Below are 22,325 nucleotides of genomic sequence, written 5' to 3'. Positions count from 1 at the left end.
GGCTTACTCCACCTGCCCGGCGCCGGTGCCCCCGGCGTACTTCGTGAACCGGCCGCGCCACGGGATGGACGTGGCCACCAGGTCCACGAGCCGCAGCTCGCCCAGCTCCTTCAGGAGCGCCGGCAGCGTCGGCTCGGTGACGATGCCCTCGGTGACGGCCCGGCAGTACGCGAGACGGACCGCCTCATCGGCGGCGTCGTGGCGCAGGTGGTGCGCCAGGATCCGCTGGGCGGTGCCGAGGGCGACGACGCGTACGGCCTCCCGCAGTGTGTCCAGGCCGACCGTGTCGTCGATCGGGGTGAGGCGGGCGTGATGCACGCCGAGGTGCCGGATCGCGGCGAAGGCGCCGACCCACCACGCCGAGGCGGCGCTGACCGCCCGCACCGCCGCGCGGGGCGCGTCGTCCGGCAGGCCGTCGAGGAGCAGGGACTCGATGTGCCCGGCGGCGCCGGCCAGAGGGCTCGCCTCGGTGTCGGGCGTGCCGTGTTCGGCGGGCAGGCGCACCCAGCCGGTCAGGCCCGCGCCGTCGACCAGCGCCTCGGCCTGAGCGTCGCGCAGTTCGGCCGGGCGCGCGGTCAGGGCGCCGGCCGCCAGGCCGCTGGCCGCGGCGGCGGTCGTGCTGAGCTGGTCGCGCAGCTGCGGCAGGTGCAGGGCGAGGCGCTGGACGTGCAGGCCGTCGGCGAGCGCCTCCCACGACTCGTAGAGCGTCGGCGCGTCATGCGGTGGTGAGGGGGGCACCAGGTCTCCTTCGAACGAGAGGGATGCGGGATGCGCAGGCGTCGAGGCCACGGGCCGTGGCAGGCTACCGGCCTTTTGAGGCTGTTCTGGGTCGGTGACGCGCTCGTGCTGCTCGGGCTCGCCACCGGGAGCGGACAGGCAGGCCCAGGTCAGCGATCCGTCACGGTCTGGGCGGCGCCCCCAGCCCAGGCAGAGGGACTCGACGATCAGCAGGCCGCGGCCGTCCTCGGCATCCGGCGCGGGGCACAAGGCTTCGAGCCGTCGGTGCGGTTCTCGATCGAAGACCTCGACATAGAGCAGTGCGTGGTGGCGCCGCAGACACAGACGGATCCGGTCGGCGCAGGTGTGCCGCACGGCGTTGGTGAAGAGCTCGGAGACGACCAGTTCCGCGGCCTGGGCGGCGTCTTCGTCCACGGACCACTTGGTGGCGGTCCGGCGCAGGAACCGGCGGGCGCGTCTGGTCATCTCCGGCCTGCGCTCCAGCGTCACCTCGCAGGCCGTCTCCGGCTGCCGCCCGGAGGGGCATGCGGCAGCCGGCGCGGGACGCCGGGACACGGTGACGCTCATCTCGGCACTACCGGACTGAAGATCACGGAGGCGGGCATGTCGGGGTCCTTCGTCAGCGTGGGAGCGGGCGGCCCGCGGCCTCCGCGGGGCGACTTCCTCAAGGACACTGCTCCGCTGGCGCGGCGCCCAGGTCCTCCAACGGCCCACCGGCGTCCTGGAACCGGCCCTCGACCGGCCTTTTGGCGGCCTTCTGAACGGCCACCGGCCTTTTGATCAGGCCGGTGGCTCCCGTCAGATGCAGGCGGACACTACGGTGGGTGAAGACACGTCAGGACTCCCGCTGGGGGACGTATGAGCGAGGCAACACGCGGTAACCGCCACCTCAAACGGGCGAGACAGCGTGTCCACCTCACCCAGGAGCAGAACGCCGACAAGCTCACCAAGCTCGCCGCGACGATGTACGAGGCGGGCGAACTGACAAAACGTACATCCGTCAGCCCCCGGCAGTACCGCCGCTGGGAGAGCGCCACTCCGCCGTGGCCTCACCCCGACCACCGCAAACTCTTAGAACGCTTCTACGGCAGGTCGATCCACGAGCTGGGCTTCACCCCGCCAGGAGACGTCCCTCCGAGCACACTCACTGTCGCCGAGCCCGTGCCGGTCCTTCCTGCCGCCCGCACGGAAGTCGAGACCCACGACCTAGTGAACCGCCGCAAACTTCTCACCACCGGCGCCGCCGCGCTCGGGATGACCGCCACCGGGGCCGGCCTGCCCTGGCTCTCCCGCACCGCCGCAGCCGCCCCCGGAGACGGCGACCTCCGCGTCACAGGCGACGACGTGGACCTCCTGCGCGATGCCGCCCACGACCTCGACGCGATCGACCAGAGATTCGGGGGCGACCGTCTGTGGCGCGGTGCCCGCAACCAGCTGATGTGGCTGCACCATCTGATCGACGAGGGCATCTACACCGATCCCGTCGGCCAGGAGCTCCATGCCATCGCCGGCCAGCTCACCACCTCACTCGGCTGGTTCTGCTACGACGCCGACCGGCAGACCGAAGCCCGCGTCTACTTCTCCGAAGCCCTCAACACCGCCATGCTCTCCGGCGACGACGCGCTTGCCACCCGCACCCTGTCCAACATGGCCCGCCAGTCCGTCGACCTCGGTAAGGCCCGCGAAGCCATCCGCTTCGCCCGCATCGCCCAGGCCCACGCCACCGAGTGGTCCGCCCCTCCGCGCGTCGGTGCCCTGCTCGCCATCCGCGAAGCCCAGGGCCATGCCCGGCTCGGCGACGAGATCTCCGCCGGCAACGCCATCAAACGCGCCTGGCAGCACTTCGAACACGGCACCAGCCAGCGCGATCCCGATTGGACAGTCTTCCTCAACGAGGCCGAACTCACCTGCCTGGAAGGCATGTGCCGCCTCGACCTCGGCCAGCACCGGCAGGCCGTACGCATCCTGGACCAGTCCGCCCGCCTCCAGGACATCGAGCACTCCCGCAACCTCGGCATGTGCCTGGCCCGCCTCGCCTACGCCGCCCTCCAGGGCCGCGACCTCGACCACAGCGTCCACGCCGTCTCCGAGTCCCTGCGGTTGGTCGAAGGCGGCATGACCTCCACCCGCAACATGAAACAGCTCACCCTCGTCCGCAACGGCCTCAGCCTGCACCAGGCCCATGCCCCGGCCCGCGAGATGGTCGAGCGGCTCACCGAGTACACCGCCTGAACCAGGCCACCGAAGAAGGGAACCCTCCACCGTGGCGGACATCGACCTCGCCCTCCAGCACTACGACGGGGACGCGGCCAAGGCGGTCGTCGACGACCTCATCGACGCGTACGCGGAGATCTACAACGTGCCGCCGTACGCCGGCGACCCGTTCTTCTCCGTCGCCTCCTACGCCGACCGGCTGCACGCCGCGTTCACCATGCCGGGCTTCGAGACCGTCACCGCACGCCTCGACGGGGTCCTCGTCGGCTACGTCCACGGCGTGACCCTGCCCGCCGACAAGCCCTGGTGGATCTCCCTCGGCGACGCTCGTCCCGCCGACACCCAGGCGGCAGCCGAGGCCGGAGAGGTCTTCTGGCTCCGCGAACTCATGGTCCGCCCCGCCCACACCACCCGCGGCGTCGGCCGCCGGCTGCACGATGCCGTCATCGCCGGCCGCCGACAGCAGCCGTGGACCACCCTCACCTGCATCATCGACAACGAGCCCGCACACGGCGCCTACCTGCGCTGGGGCTACGAGATCCTGGGGCGGATCAAGCACGCCCCCGAGTCGCCCGTGTACGACGCGATGCTTCTCGCCCCAGCCTGACCACCCCATCACCCATCCCGCGCGCACGCGAGCTACTGGAACCCCGGGCCGTTCCGCTTCCCGCACACCAGGAGGCAGGCGCCCGCCCACGCTGACGTGAGCGGACCACCTGGACAAGAAGAAGGAGGAACAGCACGGTGGAGACTCTGATCGATGACGTGCGACATGAAGCCCAAGCCGCCCTGGACCGAGGCGACTTTGCGCGCTCTGCCCAGCTATTCGCCCAGTTCCTGGACCGTGCGGACGACGGAGACGCTGAGACTCTGGCCGCCCGGCAGCAGTACGCCCTCGCTCTCTACGGCCTGAGCGACCATCCGGCCGGCGAGGCCCAGCTCCGGCGCGTGGTGGAAGGCCGGGAACGGCTCCTCGGCCCGGACCACCCCTCCACGCTGACCGCCCTGGCCCGGCTCGCCGAGGCGCTCGGCCAGCAGCAGCGGTGGCTGGAGGCGCAGGCCCTCGCCCAAGAGGCGGTACGCCGCGGCACCCGCACCCTCGGTGCTCAGCACGAGGCGACTCTTTCCGGCCGCCTGGCGCTGGCCTGGATCCTGGCCCGTACCGGAGATGAGGACGCCGACGCCTTCGTCCGCGAGACGGCACACGCCATCGACTCCGTCCTGGGGCGCGATCACCGCGACAGTTGGGCGGCTCACCATCTCCGGATCGACCTGCTGAGGAGCCTGGACCGGCTCGAGGAAGCCGAGGCGGAGGCACGCGAGATCATTGCTATCCGAGAACAGCACCAGGGCGGCGACCATCCCCACACTCTGCGGGCCCACGCCGACCTCGCCCTGGTCCTGCACGCATCCGGCCACACCGCTGACGCTCTGACCATGATCGAGGCCGTCCTCAACCGGAGCACCCAGGCTCTGGGCCCGGAGCACCCGTTCACCAGCGCCTTCAGGTCGGATCGCGAGACGATCGCAGGGTAGTTGCCAGCCGGCAGTCGCCGTCAGCACATGTCAGATATGGGAGGGGAACGTGGAACGTTTCAGCTTGGTCTTGTGGGACATCGCAGCCCTGGTACTCGCCAGCAGCGCGATCGTCGCCGTCGTCGCGTACGTGCGACTCGCCGCCTCACGCAAACAGGACACACGGCTCGCCACGATCGACAAGCAATTCCAGTTGATGCTGGCCGGGGCGAGGGATGCCGAGCTGGGTCGCGTCATGACCGGCCCTCGGTTCGCCGACGCGACCGATGACCAGGTCAAGCAGCACTTCTGGATCAACGCCTGGATGTTGTCGATCGAGGCCCAGTGGCGGTCCGGCATGCTCACCCCTGCCCACCTCGCACTGTCGGCGGAGTACCTCCTGAGCAGCGAGGCCGGACGCCGGTATTGGGAGCGTGCCCGCGAAGCCCGCGGTCAGATCCTCGAAGGCGACCGGAAACTGGCCGAACTGCACGTGGTCTTCGAGGGTGCGTACGAAGTCGGCTTGACGAACCCCGTCGCACCTCGCCAGCGTTCCTAAGGCTTCTCGGCCCGGAGTCGCACCCGCCGCCTGATCCCGTGACTCGACGTGGAGACCATCTGAGAATCTGAAGGCCGGCACGTGGGCACGGCGGCTCTGACCACGCGCCGCCGCCTCCGGGACCGTCTGTCACTGTCGCTGTGAGTCGACGGAGACATGGAACAGATGGCCAGTGGGCAGCAGGGACCGGTAGCGGCGGCCTGGCCGGTGCAGGACATAGCCGGCGTCTGGCACCAGATCCTCCAGCAGGCGCTGCGCGGCAGCGTCGTCCAAGACCGTGGCGTACACCGAGTGGGTCCGGCTCAGGTCCTTGACCGTCAGCTCGTCCACATCAGGCTCGGCCCACTCGGCCCACTCGGCCAGCGACCGCAGCACCTCCGCAGTTCCCGAGGTGGTCGTGGCACGGTCTGGCAGATCGGGAACGCCGGGCAACTGCGGCGCGGCGTTGGTAACGGCGACGATGACAGTGCTCTCCCACGGCCCCTTCACCGAGACCCCGAAACGGCCGGCCAGTACTTCATGGACAGTTGGAACGGCCCTTATCCGGGCCGCGATCCGGTCCACCGCCAAGCGCTGGTCGGCCAGGGGCAGTTGATGCGGGGTAGCGAGGAGGACATACGGCGAATCTTCGTGCCGGGCGAAGGTGACGGAGAGCGGCGGGAGCGTCCCGACGACATCCAGGAGCCGAGCCACATCCTGAATCTGCTGCGAGAGATCCCCCATACGCACAGTCTGCCGTACGCGGTCCGGTCCGGGTCCCTTGCGTGGGCTGTGCGGTGCGCCGGCGGGTCGACTCGGTTGTGCTTCTGATCCTGCCGATCTCATATTCCGCGGCCCAGGGTGCCGATACCGTGATCCGGTGGACGACGACCTCCTGCAGCAGATAGAGAAGGCCCGATTCCCCTCACCATGGGCCGGCAGCATCGCCTGGGCGCAGGCCCTGATCCAGTGGCATTTCATCCTCTCGCCCAACACCTGGGTCGAGACGGAGGAAGACCTCGGCGCCGACCAGGACGAGCTGATCTCGACCGTGACCGCCGTGCTGGCGGCCGCGCTGCACGCCACGGCGATCGCACAGGGCCTGGATACACCCGACGGGGCCCGGCTGCTCCACGTTCCGCTCCAGTCTGCGGTCCAACTCGTCACCGCCCCAGACCTGGACGTCCTGCAACCGGCTGTCCCCAAGGACGACGTCATCTGGCCCCAGGCCCGCGAGCTCCTGGGGCGCCTCCTCACCGCCAAGGACCCGAACGGACTCGCCGTCCAGGATGCGGTCACTGCGCTGACGAACCGCGTGATCCGGGCGCACGCCGAGCACGGCGAGACGGTCGGTGACCGGCTGCGCACCACCCCCGATCTGCGGCAGGCGGTGGAACGTCTTACGTCCCTGCCGTATCCGGTGGACGAGAACGGCGCACCGCTCGCGGCGCAGCCGGCGGGCGGGCTCTCGCTCGAAGCACACCGCCGGGCGGCCGAATCGCTCAAGGCTCATCACCGGGTCCAGCAGATCATCGGAGATGTCCATCCAGCCCTGAGCCGTGAACTGCTGCTGGTACGGGCCGCGTTGCACGACCGGACGGTCCTCGCTTTCGCCGACTACGCCTCACCCGAGCAGAAGAAGAACGCACACACCACGGCGCAGGCCCTGCGGGAGCAGGATGCGAAAAGCGGCCTGTGGCGTGGCGAAATTCCGCCCACGGACAGCCGGTGGGACGACGCTCCGCAGCAGTACGTCCGCCAGGAATACACCACTTACATATCTCGCGCCGTGGCCGGGCGGCAGACTCCCGCGAGCTCCGGGCACGTGACATCTGTCCACATGGTCGAGGTATCCGCGCACCACACCCTGCCGGTGCAACTCAGGAATCACCCCTGCGGGCAGGGTCGGCACCGGCATGACTACCGCATCCGGATCGAGGTCCTCACGACGCCGGGACTCCTCACCGAGGACGCCTCCACGCGGCTGCGCACGACCGCTGCCGCCCTGGAGCGCGTGGAAGGCCCGTTGCAAGGCAAGGACCTGGACCGACTCGGCGGAGGCGTTAAGGCCGGAACGGACGAACGGTGGCTGGCCGGGTGGGTGCACCAGTGGGTGGGCACTCAGCTTCCCCCGGGCCTGACGGACTACCTCCTGGTCGAGGTCGAGGCCACTGACCTGGAGACGATCCCGGCCGTGCACCTTGGCAAGGCACGGTAAGACTCCGTCTCCGGGGGCGGATCGACTCATTCTCAGTCCGGCGTGTGAGGGGAGCACAGTGCTCAAGATCAGCCAATTATTCGGGCCCACCGTTCAAGGGGAAGGTAGTGCCGCGGGCCGGCACTGCCTGTTCGTGCGACTCTTCGACTGCAACCTGGAATGTACGTACTGCGACACCGCGTACACGTGGGCGGTCACCGCTGAGAAGGCGGCGAAGACCCGCAGTGGACGCCGCTACGACCGGGACGACCCGGCGTACGGCCTGAAGCTCATGGGGTCGGATGATGTCCTCACCAGTCTACGGAAGTTGTGGGACGTCCAGTCACGTCCGACCATCATCGTGGTCTCCGGCGGAGAGCCGATGATGCAGCAGCAGGCCCTGTTCCCCGTGCTGCAGCAGCTGCGCGACTGGGGCAACGAGGTGCACATTGAGACCGCCGGCACGATCCCGCCGACGGCCGCGTTCGACTCCGTCGTCACGCAGTACAACGTGTCGCCAAAGCTGGCGAACAGCGGGAACCGGCTGTCCAAGCGGTACAAGCCAGCGGTCCTCGCGGCACTTCACGCCACGGGCAAGGCATGGTTCAAATTCGTCATCACCGACGACCATCAGGCAGATCTCGCCGAGGTCGACCGCATCGTCGCGGACGTGCACGTCCCGGTGACGCGCGTGATGGTGATGCCGGAGGGGTCCGACGGTCGTAGGAACATCACCACGGCCCAGCAGATGGTGGACGCCGCCCTGACCCGTGGGTACGGCCTGTCATTCCGTACCCACGTCCTCTTGTGGAACGACGATCCGGACCGTTGAGCAGCCTCGAGGTGCAACACGGCGGACGTCCTGTCCCGATCGACACAACAGATTCCGTTGGAGGAAGGGAACCACACGGTGCTGCACCGCAACGAGCTATTCGTAAGTTCCGATACCCGACTGCACCATTAAAGGAGCCCAGCGGCGACGATCGGGCGCTGAACCGGGGCCTTCGGGCGCTGCGTCCGCCACGGGCCGAGATCCTGGTCGACCGGGTCCACCTGGTGGCCCAGTACCAGGACGTCGGCCTCGGCTACTACACGTGGACGATCACCGAAGAGTTCAGATTGGCGGCGTGAAAGGAGGAGGGGCATGACACGGATCGCGGAGCTTTCCCGGCAGTGGCAGGGGGAGGGCGGACCGGAGTTGTGGGATGCAGCGTGGGACAGGGCCCGCGAGCTCATCGCCACCCGCTCGCAGCGCTTCGGGCCGGTCCGCCAGACCGAGTGGGAGCTGGGCTATGCGGCCGACCAGGTCGGCGGTCTCGCCACGGCCCTGTACATCCTCGCCCTGGAGCAGCGCGTCGAGCCCGCCGCCGTCACCCGGCGGTCGGTCGAGGACCTGCTGCGGCGGCGGGACGGCGAGGACGACCTCGGCATCGCCCGCCGGTGGGAGGCGCACCTGGAGAACCTGGGCCACGACGTGGACGACGCCACCGACCCCGTCGCGGCGCGATGGCGAGTGCTGCGCACCGTCTATGAGCCCACCGAGGACCTGTACTGGAACGACGCCAACGTCCGCCGTGGCCCCGGCCTTCTCGAGGGCCTGCGGTACGTCCTGTCCGCCCACGTCGCACTCAACTTCTAGATCCCAGCCGGTGGAGGTGAGGTGTAGTACGGCGCTGGCGCGGTGCTCCACGTGACCTCGCCGGTGAGGCCACTGGCTTCCGTCTCCGCCCTGACCGTCTCTCGTCAGCCCTTTGCCAGGAACTCCCGCACTCCGCGGATCCGGGTGCTCAGCTGTTGCCGAGTAGCGTGGCTGTCGAGGCGTACGTCGAGAGCGCCGGGCAGGTTGCTGTCCGCCCGGCGGCCGGCGGGCAGAAGGGCGGGATCGAGTCCGTCCCGGCGGGCGACGAGGACGCCGAGGGCGAAGCGGCTGACGGCGTCGGGGCCGGCCAGGTGGAAGACGCCGGTCGTGTCGGTCAGCGCGAGCTCCCACAGGGCGGCCGCGAGGTCGGCGACATGGACGGGGCAGCGGATGTCGTCCGTGAACAGCGCTCCATCTCGTGTTCCGGAGGCGAGTTCGTGGACGACGCGCTCGTGGGAGGCCCCGCCGTCACCGATGATCAACGAAGTGCGGGCGACGACGGATGCCGGGTGGAAGAGGCGTACGGCGGTCTCGGCGGTGGCCTTCGCTGCCCCGTATGGGGTGATGGGGTCCGGGAGTGCTGCCTCGTCGTAGTGCGTGTCGGCTCCGGAAAAAATCGCGTCGCTGGACACGTGCACCAGACGGATCCCCCTGCTTGCTGCCGCCACGGCGAGGCGGATGGGGCCGTCGGCGGTGACCGCCCAGTCGGCGTTGCCGCTGGAGGCGTTGATCACCGCGCTCGGGGCCACGGCGTCGAGGACCGCGTCGAGGCGACCGGAGTCGCGCAGATCCAGCTGATGCCACGTAGTGCCGCCACCGTCGCCGGGGCGGGAGTTGAACGTCGCGACCGTGGCACGGCCCGCAGCGCTCGCCTGACGCACCAGCTCCGCCCCCAGGAACCCGCTGGCCCCGATGATCAGCACCGTCATGCCGCTACACGGTAGTGCAGGACGGCCCCTCTGGGCAGCCGATCACAGTGCACATTGAAACCCCAATAGGCAACACGAACGGAAGTCGGCCGCGCTCTGGCGGTGCGTACGCATCGAGTACACGCGTCGAGACTTTCCTTTCCGGGCGTTATCCAGAAGGTCGCGCGGAGGGTTCACGAACGGCTATTGTGGGCGTCCTGTCGCCCGTTCCTCGTGGGGGCCTGGCTCGTGCTCCGCACGGGTGTCTCGGTGTACCGAGCTGCCCTGTCCGGAGCGCGCAACCGGCGTGCCCCTCACAGGAAGGTGGATCGCATGTGTGATCTGTCGCGGCAGGAACCCTCATCAGGAGGCAGCCCCCGCAAGGGGCTTCAGAGGTTGAAGGCCATCTGCGCCATCGTGGCGCGCGTGGCGTCTGCTGTGGCCAGATGCGTGACCGTGCTGGCCGGCTGTGCGACCGTGCTGACCTTTCTGATGAGGTAGGGCGCCGTCCGGGGTCGTTCCAACCGACCCCGGACGGCAGTCCGGGGAGAGGCCGGTGCGGATGTTCTTGTCTGCGTCGGCCTCAACTTTTGTCGCGACCAGATTGCTAATCTGTGCCGCGGTATCTTTACTAATCTTCCCGCGCCGAAAGTTTGGCGTCGTAACTTCCGCCGTTACTTTGGCGCCGAAAGTGTGACGCAAATAAGTTGCCGCGTATTTGGCGTGTGCGTCAAGTTTTAAGCGTCGCCCCTAATCTAGCTTTCAGGCTTCCCTGAAGCTAGCTCGCCGGACGGTGCCGGCCACCTTATACCGCATCTGTGCAGGTCAGAGGTGTCGAGCGCTGGTGACGGGCGACCGGCGGCCCGGTTACCGACGGCGGGCGGGCTGGGCGGGCAGAGCTGCGGGGAGCCCGCGGGTGGGCGCCGGGAGCGGCCTCGGGCTCAGCCGTGTGGGTGACGGAAACAGGTTGGCGGCGGTCTCGGCGAGCTGGGCCAGAAGAGGGTGGGGAACGCCGGCGGAGAGGTGGATGGTCCATGCCGCCCGGTCGAGGTCCTCCCCGCCGTACAGCAGCCATCGGTCGGCTACGGCGTGCGGGGTGGACTCGAAGACGATGGTCCGGTCCGGTGCCGCCCACGTGGTGCGGGCGGGGTGGCGCGCCGGGTGCCAGGCAGCGTCGTGGAAGACGTCGTCCGGGTGGCCCGCGGTGGTGAGGGGCGGGGCGTCGAGGTACTGGAGCATCGCGCGGATGAGGGGGATCGGGGTGCCGGCGGTGACGGTGGCGTGCCAGAGGCGTTCGCCAACCGGGCCGTCGTACTCGGCGATCGTCCAGGCGACGTCGGTGCGGTGGCGCGCTTCGTGGTCGAACTCGACTCTTACGGTGAGGGATTCGTGGGAGGCGATGGTCGTCTCGTCGAAGGGTCGGTACCTCTCCCACTGGCGCTCCTGGTCGAAGAGGGCTGCGAGGACCGCCTCGTGCTCGCCGGGCTCCGCGACCGGCGGCTCGGCTGAGGGCGCGGGGGCGTGGTTGGCGGTGGTGGCCGGGGGCTTGCCAGCGAGGAGTTGGCGGACGGCCTGTTCGAGGTTGGTGAGCGGGGCGGGGCCGGGGCGGACCGCAACGGAGTAGAGCCGGTGGAACTCGGCGACGGCCTCCGCTTCAGTGTCGAAGGTGATGTCGGTCTCCTGACGGAGGTGGTTCTCGCCGTGGAGGTGGACGTGCCTCCGGACGCCTTCCTTGTAGGAGCCGACGGCGACGGTGGTGTGCCCGTCGTGGGCGTGCAGGTGGATGATCAGGCGGCCAGCGGCTATGTCGTCGTGGATGCGCTGGGCCTCGGTGCTCACCGCGCGGATCTCGTCGCGGGTGCACCAGGGATAGGGGTAGTTCCCCCAGGTCCACTCGGTGTCGATCTCCTCCTGGAGGGCCGGGTCGATCTCGGTGGTGTAGCCGTACTGCTGGAGGAGGTGTGCCGCCTGGGCGGTGTAGTGGGGTTCCTCGCGGTCGATGCGGGCCAGGACCATCGTGGCCGGGCCGGTGCTGCGGAAGCCGAGGTCGTGCAGGTCGGAGCGGGCGGCGTCGCTCGTCTGCCCGGACGTGGTGGCGATGACGGCGGGATGGTGGTCCGGGTGGAGAGTGAAGCGGATGTGGGCGTCGGCGGGGGCGTGCATCGGGGGGTCCTTCGGTGGTTAAGGGGTTCGCCCGGCGGCGGCCCGTACGGCGGCGGGGCGCGCAGGTGGCTGTGAGACGGCGGGGGCGCGGCGGGTTGGGGGACCGGCGCGTGTGGTGGGCGTGGCCCGCGGCTGGCGCGGAGCGGTCTGTCCGGTGGCGTGCTGCCAGCGGGTGCGGATGGCGCCGATGTCGGCGAGGGCCCGGCGGGCACCGGTGACGAGCTGGAACGGTGTGTTCGTCGGGTCGTCGGCGTACGCCTCGATACGGCGGCCGGCATGGTCGGCGGTGGCCAGGAGCGAGCGCTGCAGGGTGCGTTGGCCCCAGTGCTCGACGCAGCCGACCGGTTCGGCGAGAAGACGGAGCACGTCGCCCGGCTCGCTCCCGTTGTGCAGGAGACCGCGCTGCTGGGCTTCCCACAGGACGGTGACGGGGTCGATGGGCTCGTGGCGGCGCACGAGGGTGGTGAGGCACTGCCACAGGCCGGCGTGCAGGGGCCGGGCGAAGTCCTCGGGCAGCAGCCACCGTACGGACTCGACATCGGCTGGGCGGGCGGTGGCGGTCGCGAGCAGCAACTGCTCCTCCTCCGCCGCCTCGACGTGGTCGGGCACGATGGCGGGCAAGGAGGCGGGTGTGCGGGGCAGGACGCCGGCGCGTGGCGGGAAGCGGCTCGCGATGTCGTCCACGACCGCGGCGAGCGCGTCTGCCTCGGCGAGCACTGTCTGGACGGGGTGCGGCAGGGAAGTGTCGTGGACGGTCTGGACGAGGTGCGCGGCGGCGGCCCGCAGGCGGCGGCGGGCGTGTTCGGCCTCGACCATCCGCGCGTAGGCCGGGGCGTGCCGGGGCCAGGGGCAGACCTGGATGAGGGTGTGCAGGTAGGAGGCGGTCAGGCCGCGTGCCTGTTCCCGGCCCGCGGCGAGTACCTGGTTGAGCCATGTGGTGTTCTTCGTGTGCTCGACCGGGTCGGGCGGAGGCAGGGCGGTGATCGCGGAGAACAGGGCGGTGTGCGCGGCGGTGGAGAACGAGTCGGCGCGGATCCCGGTCACGTCGCCGAGATGCCGCGGGTCGAGGAGGAGAGCACCGAGGAGGGCCTGTTCGGCGTGGAACACCGGGTCCGGTGCCGGGATCGTGTCGAGGCCGTCCTCATCGGGGTCGAGGTCGGGGGTGTGGGGCATTAGGCGGCCAGGGTGAAGTCGTGGGGGTCGAGGGTGACGCCGAGGTGCGGGGCGAGGAGGTGGCCGGCCAGCAGCGGCGGGACCGCGTTGCCGATCTGCGAGAACTGCTGGCCCTTGTTCCCGGCCCACGGGTAGTCAGCGGGAAAGGTCTGCAGGACGCCGGCCTCGCGAGCGGTGATCCGGATCGGCTCCGGCACCGCTGGCGTCTCCCCGTCCTGCGCCGACGCCGGGACCGGTTCGGCGACCCACGTGCACTCGTTCGCGCGGTGCCCGAAGAACAGCGTCCCGGCCGGCTCGGAGAGCGCTCGCACGGTGGCGTTGGCCTGGTTGTTGCTGCGCAGCGACCAGGACCAGCGATACGCCTCGGAGGAGGATGTTGGCGCCGGGGCGGCGGCAGCACGGTTGTCACGGGTGCTGTGCCGCGCCGCCCATCCCGCGCCTTCGTGACGGGACTGCAGGACCGCCCCGTCCCCTCGCGGTATCCAGGTGCCGCGCTCCCTCGCGTCGGCGAGCGTTTTGCGGGAGCCCGACGGGAACGGCTCGGGACCGCCGCCGGGCCCGCCGCCGGCGCAGACGGTCGGGACGGGGCGGTCGGTCGCTCCCCAGCCGAGCGCCTCGGCCATCGACACCCAGCGGGCGCGGCCCGGCCCGAAGAGACTCTCCGGCTCGGCCACCTGGGCGTGGGTCGGCGCCGGGGGTTCGGCGCTGCGGACACGGGAGGCGAGCAGGATCGCCCGCCGCCGGGTCTGAGGCACCCCGTAATCCGCGGAGTTGAGGATTCCGCACCACACGGAGAACCCCCAGGTGCGCAGGATCGCCGCGTACTGACGCCATAGCGGCAGCACGTCGGGAACCTCCTCCATCGCCACCCACTCCGGCTCACCCACCGCGTTCAGGGCGTGGAGGTAGCGCATCGGCTCCGCCGCGAGCAGGGAGCGCTCGTCCCGGCAGACGGCCAGGAGCTTGGTGCGGGTGTCGAGCCCGGCGGCGAGGTCGGCGACCGCCCGGTGGACGAGCGGCTGGTCGACTAGGCCGAGCCGCTTGCCCGCCATGGACCACGCCTGGCACGGAGGCGAGGCGATGAACCCCCAGACCCTGCCGGCGAAGACGTGCACCGGGTACATCGCCACATCGGTACGGATCGTCAGCAGACCGGCCGCCGCCCGCGTCCGGCACGCCCACTCGTCCCACTCCAGCCCGACGTCCCGGACCCCGAAGCGGTGCAGAGGGACGCTCCAGCCGCCAGGCCCGGCGAACAGATCGAGCACGAGTCCCTTCGACGGAATCACGACGCGAGACCGAAGTCGTCCTGCTCGGCGTCGCCGCGGCAGCTCCAAGGGGAGCAGCCGTTCACCACGCCCAGCTCAGCGGTCTCGGCGTCGGCGTCGTCCAGGGCGGCGCGCTCGCCCCTCGTGACGTGGTCGATCGGCGCCTCTCCGAGCGGGACGCGGGAGCGGTGCAGGAACGCCTCGCCGAGCAGCTTGGTGCCGGCCGCGTTGGCGCGTGCGTTGCCCTTGCGGATCGCCGCGTCGAACTCGACGACGTCCGCCCACTCCGCAGGGGAGGTATCGCGGATTTTCCGCCACTGGGCATTACCGTGAAAAGGGCATCCCAGACAGCTTGATTTCGGGGTCTCGGTCAGACCGAGTGAGGTCAGGTAGCGGACGCAGTCGGAACGTGACCAGCCCATGTCGATCAGCGGATGCCGGTTTTTCATGTACTTCACGTCGGCATCCTTGGCCCGGTGGAACTCGTCCGTGGATATCCCGATCCACTGCTCGACGAAAACGTCCTTCGGGACCCGCACCGGGTAGGGGTGTCCGAGAATGTCGCGAATCTTCTTCTTGATCGGCTTTACCTTGTATTCCCCGGTGCACTGGCGCCGGGTCATCCCAGGCCGTCCGTCCTGGTTGAGGATGTAAAGGGGCATGGAAGCGAATCGGTGATCCGGGTCCAGGGCGTCGTCGCGAATATTCCCGGAGGACACCCGGAGGATGGGTATCCCGGCAGGCTTTGCTATCTCGCGTTCGATGCGGTCGAGATGGGCGTAGACGGATGCGGGCTCCCACCCGGTGTCGGCAAAAATCGCGTAATCAAGTTTCGGAAGGATGCCCTCGGCGGACAGGGCGAGCAAAGTGCTGGACTGAACTCCTGCGCCAAGGGACAGGGCGCGGAACTTCGGGTCGGCAGAAATAGGTATTCCTCGGGGATGGAGGTGCGGGGGAGGAGCAGCCCGGTCAGCGAGTGCGGACGCGGGAGGGCTGGTGTGCCGGAACGGGGTGGTGCACGGCGGCGGGCGAGCGCCGGGCCGCGAGGGCGGCGGCGGCTTCCTGGGCGTCGTGGACCGCGGCGAGGTAGTGGGGCAGGACGCGGTCGGTGATCCGCCACGCGGCGCGTGCCGGATCGAGGGGCCCGGCGACGGACGGCGGTGCGGGGACGCGGTCGGTGATGTCCTCGTACAGACCGCGGGGGACGACGGGGTAGACGATGGCCCGATGGCGGCGGTGGCGGGTGAGGTAGAGCTCCAGCCCGTCGTCGCGGAGCAGCGTGGCGCCGTGGCTGCGGAAGGCGATGGAGGGCCGGCTTTCGTACGGCGTCCAGACGCGGTGCGTCTGTCCGGCCTCGTCGAGGCCGTTGTCGTACTGGTGGAAGACGGCCTTCCACGTGCCGGGGAGCTGGTGGGCGAGCTGGAGTGCGAACAGGTGGAACGGGTGCAGGAGGGGCTCCTTTGGGAGTGAAGGTCGCCTTCGCGGCGAGGCGGGCGCCTGCGCGGACGAAGGCAGCGGGGCGGTAGGTGGCGAGCCGGGACGGCTCCCCGTGGCCGACGGGGCGAAGCCGGAGGCGGCGGCGTCCGCTGGACGCGCGGGAGGCCGACGGAGCGGCTTCTCTGTGGACAGGGGCGTTACCGTCGCCGACGGGCGGGCAGTGTGGTGCCCTTCGTCCCGACCGGTGCCGGCGCGGTGAGCACGAGGCCGTGGTTCCGGGCCGGAGGCGCGGATACGAGGGCTTGGACGCCGGCGGTCGTGAGCCGCACGCCGTACCGGCCTTGCTGGACGAGAGAAGTGAGGGCGATCAGCTGCTTGTCGACGAGCGCGTCGATGGTGGTCGCCCTTATATGCGCGGCCGGCGGAGCGACGACTTCTCGGGTGCCGCCGTCGGATGTGTGGAGGACGGCCTCACCGCGGGCGAGCAAGGCGAGACCCTTGCGCTGCGCTTCGCTGACCTTGACGGCGGGGGAGCCGGCGCCGAGACGCTCGCGCTCCGCCAGCTCCTGGGCGTAGAGGAAGCCGTCGTGCCGCAGCAGGGCGGTGCTGACGTCCTGGACGGCCACTGGTGTCCGGTACAGGTGCGCGCGGGACTGCTCCAGCAGACGGCCGGCCGCGGCGGTGTCGCCGTGGGCGAGCGCGGAGAGGGCGTCCGACGCCCGCGCGGCGGCGTTCGAGGTGGCCTCGGTCAGGCGGCGGAGGACGGCGATCGCCTCCTGGCCGTCGACGGTGGTCGCCGCGTCGGAGAGCGCCGCCTGGGCCAGGAGCTTGCCGGTGTGCAGCGAGGTCCGGTACAGAGCGCTGCCCGTACGGATGGTGTCCGCCAGCCGCTGCGGCGGCTCGCCCGGCTGTCGCTGGAGATCGTCGAGCAGGTCGCCGCACTTCAGCAGGTACTGGGTCAGGGCCCACAGGTCCTCGTCGATCGGGCCGGGAGTGAACGGGTGGGACAAGAAACGGGACTCCTTGAAGTGGGGGAGAAGGCGGGGGCGGGTGCTCGCGGGCGTCGTCGGCCCCATCGCCGGGCAAGGCGGCTCGGCAGGGGCGCCGTCACGGCGGTCCCCGGGTTCAGCGCCGTCGAGTTCGGGCGGGCTGTGCCGCGAGCGCGGCAGGCCGCTTCGAGGCGGGAACGGAGGGACGCCCGAGCCGCGAGGCGAGCGCCACACGGCCGGCGCCGGTCAGGTACAAGCGCACCAACAGGGACCTGCCCACCGGGCGGGGCGCCCGGGTGATCCAGCCCCGCGCCTCCAGGGAGCGGACCGTGGCCATGGACAACCGGTCGTAGCGCAGCCGGGCTTCTTCGACCGCTCGGGCCTCCACGCTGACGTAGCCCTGGGCGGTGGCCATGAGGCACAGGTACTGGGACGGCGACATCGAAGCGGCGGGCTCGGCGCCGTGCTGGGAACGCACCGCGCCCGCGAGATCGGCGGCGGCACCGACGAGGTCGGGTGCCCCCAGGGCGGTCAGGGTCCGGGCCGCGGCCACGTGTCGCCCCGCCTCGATGAGTGTGTCCTGGACGTGTTTTGTACGGCCGCCAGGACCTTGCGCCATTTCCTCGGTGGAGAGAGTAAGCAGGAGGCTCTCGGCGATCCGCAGGTCGTCGGCGGCCGTCGCGGCCTGCGTGGCGAGCAGCGTCAGCCGGATGTACACGTCGTCGGCGACCGGACTGAGGGGCAGGTGGATCCGCCCGACCGCCTTCTGGACGTCCTGGACGTATCAGGAGATGGCCCCCGCCTGCGTCGCGAGAGCCTCGGCGATCTCCCGCGAGAGATGCTCCCCGACGCGCAGGAGCTGCAGGTCGTCGTGGAAGCTGGCGAACTCCTCGGCCAGGGCGAGGAGAAGAGCGGGTGGTGGCACCTCTGGTGCCTCCGCGGCGGTCGTACCGTTGTGCTCGGCTGGCGTCATGGGCGCCGCCCCTTCTCGGCCCCGGAGCGCCGGGCGGGGGCCCCGGGGACGGAGGCGGGCACCAGGGGCGCGGGCAGCGGGCCGGAGGCGCGGGGCTGGGACCGCGACGGCGGGGAGGGACGGCGGACGGTGAAGACGGGCACCGGACCGTCGGCGGCCGAGACGCCGAGGATCCGGTCGCCCGGGCGGAGATGCTCGGGCGGTACCGCGATCAGGTCGTGCACCGTGCCGGGTTCGACGTGAGGGCTCCAGCCCAGGGCATGGAGGGTGGATTCCAGGGGAAGGCCGTGGTGGTCCATGACCTGGCGCAGGGTGCCGACGGGAATCTGCGTGTGTCGGGCCCAGTCCTCCAGCCCCATGCTGAGCCCGAACGCCCGGTGAGGAACGCCGCTGCCCAGCGTCGTACGGTTGTGCGGCTGTTCGGTGATGGCTTGCTCGGGCTCCCACCCCTCGGCGATACGGCGCCGCATCGTGGTCACGGTGCAGCCAGCGCGAGGGTCGACAGCCCAGCGAGAAAGGGGCTTGGTCTCGCCGAACGCTATGACCGGCAGGGTGAAGTCGGGGCCGTCGGAACCCTTGAGGAGAGCCTCCTCGAACGTCATCCCCGCTGCCGTAAGGCGCCTGTACAAGGTGTGGTACTTGATCCCCGCCTGCTCCGCCCATCCGCGAAGCGTCAAAGTCCTTCCCTGGTAGGTGTATTCCAGGACCGGCCTGTCGTGACGTTCGCGCGTGATCGCGTCCTCGGGCAGCCATCCCAGGGCGAGCCGTGTCCGCAGCGCCTCGCGGCTGACCGCGCAGCGCGGGTCATTGGCCCATGCGGACAGCGCCTTGGCCTCCCCGAACGCGGTGATCGGCCCGCGGGCCAGTTCCCAGTTGTAGCGGTCGGGACGGCGGTCCTTCGGCCCGGCGGCGTGCGGAGCCTCAGCGCCGGCCTGCGGAGGAGCCTGAGGGCAGCTGGTGGGGGCTCGGGCGGGGGTGGGTTCGTTCACGAAGAGGGCTTTCCTGCGGTCGCGCGGATGCGGACGTGTGGCCGTCCAGGGAGGTGAGGCCGGGCCGGGCGGAGCGCGGGCCCGAGTACGGAGGGGCACTGGGACCTTCGTGGCGGTCAGCGTGTGCTCGGCGAAGGCGTGGTCGCCGGGCCCGGAACCGTTCAGCGACGCCGCCCGCCCGCCTTGCCGATCACGGGCCCGGCGGCTGGCGCGGCAGGCTGCGGACCGCCGGGCTGCTGCGTGGCCAGGGCCAGTTCTCCGGCGGCGGTGACCGTGATGTCCTGGCCCGCGAACGCGGAGGACCGGGTGTCGATGCGGACCAGACGGTGCTCTTCGAGCACGCCGAAGGGCGTCGGGTGGACCGTGCTGCCGTCCTTGGCCTTGACGCTCATGCCCTTGCCGCGGCCCCTGTCGTAGCGGCGGGCTCCGCCGCGGGCCACCTTGTCGAGGACCGCGTACTGCGCAGCGGTCAGCTGCGGGAGCCGCGGCTGGTGCTCGGGGTGTTCCTTGAGACTACGGGTGATGTTGGAGGCGGTGTACCGGCAGCCGGTTGCGCAGAGGGCGAGCTGGCGGGCGGCCCGAGACAGGTTCTTGGCCAGGATGGACATGGCCTTGGCGTGCCGTGCCTGACGCTCGGCTGTGTCGTCGTTCCGAGGGCCGCCGTCGAACCCGGTGGCGTCGAGCGGGTTGGCGGCCACCGCTGCCGACAAGGCTGAGGCGGCGGTGGAGGCGGCCTCGAGGACAGAGAGGAGCGCGTTCAGGGAAGCGCGGCTGCCGGGGACCGCTGTGTACTGGCTGTTGTCGAGAACGGACAGCCGCACCAGGGTGCGGCCGACCAGCTCGTGGATGTCGAGGATCCTCGGGGTGAGTTGGTGCAGCGCGTCGCTCCCAGGCAGGGAGTCCAGTGCCGTGACGGTGGTGTGCAGCGCGGCGAAGTCGGCGCCGAGGGTGCGGAGGTGGTCGATCTGCAGGGGAATGTCAATCTTGCGCATGGTGAAGGTGGACTCCGTAGCATCGGGGTTCAGCGGGTTCGGCGCCGTGTCGACTGCGGGGCACGGTCGTACGGGACTAAGGGGGCCGGGCCGGGAGGGGCACGGACCCGGGTGCGGTGAGCAAGGCCCTGCGGTGGCAGCCCGGGGGCGGGCTACCGGGCCCGGGCCCGGCCGACGGGCGCGGAGGGGACACTGGGCACCTTCACGGCTGCCCCCGTGTGCTCGGCGGCAGCACGGTCGATCAGGAGCCGGTCCTCGGCACGGGCGGCGGCGGAGGCCAGACGCCGGGAGAGGTTCTGGGCGAGCACGCGGTAGGTGTCAGCCGCGTGGTCGAGTTCCGTGACCGCCTCGGCGAGGTCACGGCGGCTGGTCTGGGCCGTCCGGTCGCCGTCCTGGTAGAGCAGGGCGTCGGTGCGCCCGGTGATGCCGTAGGTGCACAAGGAAGCGGCGACGGAGATCCGCAGGGCGGCCTCGGAGAGGTACGCGAGGTTCTCGTGGCCGTCCTTCATGCCGGCGTACTGGCTGGTCGAGAGGGTGTCGAGCTGCTGCAGGCACCTGATTGCCAGGTGATGGGTGCGTACGGCGATCGGGGCGATCTCCCGTACGGGCCGGTTGATGTCTCCGGCCTGTACGCCTTCGATCTCGGTCCGGAGATCGGCGAGTTCCCCCGGGGTCTGTGCGAAGAGGCGGGTCTGTTCTGCGAGGTCGATGATCTTCACAGGGCTCCGGAGCGGGAGGGGACGAGCGCGTGGGGGCGGAGCTTCCTGCAGCGCGGGGGGTGGTTATGCGGCCTGGCCGAAGTCGCTCTGCTGCGGGGCGTGTTTGGCGACGGCTCGGGTGGTGATGGCCTTGGAGGCGCGGGCGGAGGCGGCGGCGAGCTCGTCGGCGCCGGGCTCGGCGTACCAGGGGCGCAGGTCGAGCATCGCCACGCGCATGCCGGTGGCCAGGCACAGGGCGCTGCCCTTGGGCAGGGCGCGGATGGCGTCGGCGGGCAGGATCCGCTCCTGCCGCATGCTGACCGAGGTCGACTTGCCGGACTCGGAGACCGAGGTGGAGGTGGTCTCCACGTCGTGGTCGCCGATCATCCGCGAGAGCTTGTCGGCGAAGTCCGGGTCGTCGATGCCGGAGCCGATCACCTTCACCGTGGACGCGGACCACATCGCGTCCATGCCCGCGTCGCCCCAGACTCGCTGGCCCTGGCGGTAGGACTGCAGGATGGTGATCGGGATGATCCCGCGCGACCCGAGGTGGGAGTACAGGTCGGGCAGGTCCGAGATCTTGCACACGTTGGCGGCCTCGTCGAGGATCGCGAGCATCGGCGGGTCGAGCCGGCCGCCGGCGCGTTCGGCCTGGGCGGTCGCCGCCCGCATCACGGAGTCCGCGCAGGCGGCGATCAGCGCGCTCGCGCCGCCTCCGCCGTCCTTCGACAACAGGAACAGGGAGTCGGTGGACGTCACGAACTCGGCCGGGCGGAACTCGGGCACGTCCTTCTGGGGGGTGACCCAGGCGGCGATCTCGGAGTTGAGCAGGGCGGCGGCGTACTGCCGGGCGGTCTCGTAGATGCCGTCGCGGGTCTCGGGCGGGCCTTCGACGGTGCCCTTGAGCTGGGAGGCGACCGCGGTGAACTTGTGGTCGCGCAGGATGTCGAGCGGGGTGCGGTCGGCGGGGAACGCCAGCCACTGCATCACGTCGGTGATCGGCCGCTCGTCGAGCGCGGCGGCGAGGAACAACTGGGACAGGATGTTGCTGCCGGCCTTGGACCAGAAGTCGCCCTGCTGGCTCGCGTCCACGGACGCGGCGAGGAAGTGCCCTGCCAGGCGCCCGGCGCCGTCCAGGGTCTTGGCGTCGGCGAGCGGGTTCCACCACATGGTCCGCTCGGCGTGGGCGATCTGCTGCGGGTCCATCGACCACACCCGCCCCACCCGGCACCGGGCGTCGTAGCACGCGGTATAGGCGTCGCCGGCGGCCTTGTTCGAGGTCAACAGCACCGGCCCGGGCGCGGCGAGGATGGACGGGATCGCGAGCGAGGTGGTCTTGCCGGAGCGCGGGGCCATGATGGCGACGGCGACGTCCTCGAAGCCCATACGGACCTCGTGCTTGGTGCCCTGGAGGTTGCCGAGGAGGATGCCGGCGTCGCGCGGCTCGATGTGCCTGGCGTTCTTCAGACTCGGCCGCAGCGAGCGCGCCTTGGACTCGATGGCCTTGGCGAGCAGCGGCTCGATGTCGCGGGCCTTCGCCATCCCGTCGACCTTCTTCTTCCGGCCGCCGGACCGGTTCTTGTACCTCAGCCACGCAGCTGCGCCCGCGGCGGCGAGCAGCAGCGTCACCAGGACGGGCAAGATGCGGGTGGCAAGGAGCAGAGACGTTTCTCCGACCTGCGGCCACAGCTGTTCGGGGCGCAGGAGGGCATCGGCAGGCCGGTAGGGCGCCCAGGGGCCGGTACCGGTGGCCCAGGCGACGAGGTTGCCGCCGAGCCAGGCGATGGAGGCGAGGGGGAGGCCGACGGCGAAGGCGCCGAGGAGGAACTTCAGGGCTATGCCGTAGCCGTCAGCGGAACTGTTGGTGGAGGGCGGCAAAGGGCTATGTGCTTCC

23 protein-coding genes are annotated in these 22,325 nt (G+C 70.6%); 9 read left to right on the top strand and 14 right to left on the bottom strand.

Annotation, left to right across the window (positions count from 1 at the left end):
* Positions 1 to 3 precede the first annotated feature (3 nt).
* Positions 4 to 1,305, bottom strand: coding sequence for an ATP-binding protein (locus tag QK442_RS19390; RefSeq protein ID WP_282695230.1), 1,302 nt, complete (start codon positions 1,303 to 1,305; stop codon positions 4 to 6).
* A 291-nt stretch (positions 1,306 to 1,596) separates the two neighbouring features.
* Between QK442_RS19390 and QK442_RS19385 the strand changes: the two genes are divergently transcribed.
* The 4 genes from QK442_RS19385 (at position 1,597) to QK442_RS19370 (ending at position 5,026) form a co-directional block, all read left to right on the top strand.
* A complete protein-coding gene (locus QK442_RS19385) occupies positions 1,597 to 2,970 on the top strand; it encodes a hypothetical protein (RefSeq protein ID WP_282695229.1) in 1,374 nt (457 codons plus the stop codon).
* Between the two features lie 31 nt (positions 2,971 to 3,001).
* Positions 3,002 to 3,559: a GNAT family N-acetyltransferase gene (locus QK442_RS19380; RefSeq protein ID WP_282695228.1), complete on the top strand. Its 558-nt coding sequence runs from the start codon at positions 3,002 to 3,004 to the stop codon at positions 3,557 to 3,559.
* Between the two features lie 158 nt (positions 3,560 to 3,717).
* Complete coding sequence (locus QK442_RS19375; RefSeq protein ID WP_282695227.1) at positions 3,718 to 4,488, top strand: tetratricopeptide repeat protein; 771 nt, start codon at positions 3,718 to 3,720, stop codon at positions 4,486 to 4,488.
* 49 nt (positions 4,489 to 4,537) lie between these two features.
* Positions 4,538 to 5,026: a DUF6082 family protein gene (locus QK442_RS19370; protein WP_282695226.1), complete on the top strand. Its 489-nt coding sequence runs from the start codon at positions 4,538 to 4,540 to the stop codon at positions 5,024 to 5,026.
* A 129-nt stretch (positions 5,027 to 5,155) separates the two neighbouring features.
* Here the strand turns inward: QK442_RS19370 and QK442_RS19365 are convergent, their stop codons facing one another.
* Positions 5,156 to 5,749, bottom strand: a complete 594-nt coding sequence (locus QK442_RS19365) for a hypothetical protein (protein ID WP_282695225.1) — start codon at positions 5,747 to 5,749, stop codon at positions 5,156 to 5,158.
* A 136-nt stretch (positions 5,750 to 5,885) separates the two neighbouring features.
* Here QK442_RS19365 and QK442_RS19360 point away from each other — a divergent pair, with 136 nt between their 5' ends.
* From QK442_RS19360 to QK442_RS19345, 4 genes are read left to right on the top strand one after another with little or no spacing between them, the layout of a single operon-like run.
* Positions 5,886 to 7,223 (top strand): hypothetical protein, encoded by a 1,338-nt coding sequence (locus tag QK442_RS19360; protein ID WP_282695224.1) that lies wholly within the window; start codon positions 5,886 to 5,888, stop codon positions 7,221 to 7,223.
* A 58-nt stretch (positions 7,224 to 7,281) separates the two neighbouring features.
* Positions 7,282 to 8,034 carry a 7-carboxy-7-deazaguanine synthase QueE gene (locus tag QK442_RS19355; RefSeq protein ID WP_282695223.1) on the top strand — a complete coding sequence of 251 codons (753 nt, stop codon included), beginning with the start codon at positions 7,282 to 7,284 and terminating at the stop codon, positions 8,032 to 8,034.
* Complete coding sequence (locus QK442_RS19350; protein ID WP_282695222.1) at positions 8,031 to 8,333, top strand: hypothetical protein; 303 nt, start codon at positions 8,031 to 8,033, stop codon at positions 8,331 to 8,333. Before QK442_RS19355 ends, QK442_RS19350 begins: the two co-directional genes overlap by 4 nt.
* A 13-nt stretch (positions 8,334 to 8,346) precedes the next feature.
* Positions 8,347 to 8,841 carry a hypothetical protein gene (locus tag QK442_RS19345; protein WP_282695221.1) on the top strand — a complete coding sequence of 165 codons (495 nt, stop codon included), beginning with the start codon at positions 8,347 to 8,349 and terminating at the stop codon, positions 8,839 to 8,841.
* Positions 8,842 to 8,945: 104 nt separating this feature from the next.
* Here the strand turns inward: QK442_RS19345 and QK442_RS19340 are convergent, their stop codons facing one another.
* From QK442_RS19340 to QK442_RS19320, 5 genes are all read right to left on the bottom strand, one after another.
* Positions 8,946 to 9,770: a sugar nucleotide-binding protein gene (locus tag QK442_RS19340; protein WP_282695220.1), complete on the bottom strand. Its 825-nt coding sequence runs from the start codon at positions 9,768 to 9,770 to the stop codon at positions 8,946 to 8,948.
* Positions 9,771 to 10,616: 846 nt separating this feature from the next.
* Positions 10,617 to 11,912: a DUF317 domain-containing protein gene (locus QK442_RS19335; protein WP_282695219.1), complete on the bottom strand. Its 1,296-nt coding sequence runs from the start codon at positions 11,910 to 11,912 to the stop codon at positions 10,617 to 10,619.
* An 18-nt stretch (positions 11,913 to 11,930) separates the two neighbouring features.
* A complete protein-coding gene (locus tag QK442_RS19330) occupies positions 11,931 to 13,085 on the bottom strand; it encodes a DnaB-like helicase N-terminal domain-containing protein (protein WP_282695218.1) in 1,155 nt (384 codons plus the stop codon).
* Positions 13,085 to 14,344 carry a DNA cytosine methyltransferase gene (locus tag QK442_RS19325; protein WP_282695330.1) on the bottom strand — a complete coding sequence of 420 codons (1,260 nt, stop codon included), beginning with the start codon at positions 14,342 to 14,344 and terminating at the stop codon, positions 13,085 to 13,087. Before QK442_RS19325 ends, QK442_RS19330 begins: the two co-directional genes overlap by 1 nt.
* Before the next feature lie 26 nt (positions 14,345 to 14,370).
* The gene (locus QK442_RS19320) at positions 14,371 to 15,219 is read right to left on the bottom strand and encodes a hypothetical protein (protein ID WP_282695217.1); all 849 of its coding nucleotides are present in this window, start codon (positions 15,217 to 15,219) and stop codon (positions 14,371 to 14,373) included.
* 205 nt (positions 15,220 to 15,424) lie between these two features.
* Between QK442_RS19320 and QK442_RS19315 the strand changes: the two genes are divergently transcribed.
* The gene (locus tag QK442_RS19315) at positions 15,425 to 15,823 is read left to right on the top strand and encodes a hypothetical protein (RefSeq protein ID WP_282695216.1); all 399 of its coding nucleotides are present in this window, start codon (positions 15,425 to 15,427) and stop codon (positions 15,821 to 15,823) included.
* A 164-nt stretch (positions 15,824 to 15,987) separates the two neighbouring features.
* Here QK442_RS19315 and QK442_RS19310 read toward each other — a convergent pair whose 3' ends face one another.
* The 7 genes from QK442_RS19310 to QK442_RS19280 form a co-directional block, all read right to left on the bottom strand.
* Positions 15,988 to 16,800 (bottom strand): hypothetical protein, encoded by an 813-nt coding sequence (locus tag QK442_RS19310; protein WP_282695215.1) that lies wholly within the window; start codon positions 16,798 to 16,800, stop codon positions 15,988 to 15,990.
* 115 nt (positions 16,801 to 16,915) lie between these two features.
* A complete protein-coding gene (locus QK442_RS19305) occupies positions 16,916 to 17,497 on the bottom strand; it encodes a hypothetical protein (RefSeq protein WP_282695214.1) in 582 nt (193 codons plus the stop codon).
* A gap of 66 nt (positions 17,498 to 17,563) precedes the next feature.
* Positions 17,564 to 17,752 carry a hypothetical protein gene (locus QK442_RS19300; protein WP_282695213.1) on the bottom strand — a complete coding sequence of 63 codons (189 nt, stop codon included), beginning with the start codon at positions 17,750 to 17,752 and terminating at the stop codon, positions 17,564 to 17,566.
* Positions 17,749 to 18,741, bottom strand: coding sequence for a hypothetical protein (locus QK442_RS19295; protein WP_282695212.1), 993 nt, complete (start codon positions 18,739 to 18,741; stop codon positions 17,749 to 17,751). Before QK442_RS19295 ends, QK442_RS19300 begins: the two co-directional genes overlap by 4 nt.
* Before the next feature lie 161 nt (positions 18,742 to 18,902).
* Entirely contained in the window at positions 18,903 to 19,733 is an 831-nt protein-coding gene (locus tag QK442_RS19290; RefSeq protein ID WP_282695211.1) for a hypothetical protein, read from the bottom strand.
* 152 nt (positions 19,734 to 19,885) lie between these two features.
* The gene (locus tag QK442_RS19285; RefSeq protein WP_282695210.1) at positions 19,886 to 20,452 is read right to left on the bottom strand and encodes a hypothetical protein; all 567 of its coding nucleotides are present in this window, start codon (positions 20,450 to 20,452) and stop codon (positions 19,886 to 19,888) included.
* Positions 20,453 to 20,515: 63 nt separating this feature from the next.
* A complete protein-coding gene (locus QK442_RS19280; RefSeq protein WP_282695209.1) occupies positions 20,516 to 22,309 on the bottom strand; it encodes a type IV secretory system conjugative DNA transfer family protein in 1,794 nt (597 codons plus the stop codon).
* Between the last annotated feature and the right edge of the window lie 16 nt (positions 22,310 to 22,325).

The sequence above is a fragment of the Streptomyces sp. CC208A genome (assembly GCF_030010625.1).
Classification (GTDB): Bacteria; Actinomycetota; Actinomycetes; order Streptomycetales; family Streptomycetaceae; genus Streptomyces.
This window is presented reverse-complemented; position numbering and strand designations above follow the sequence as displayed.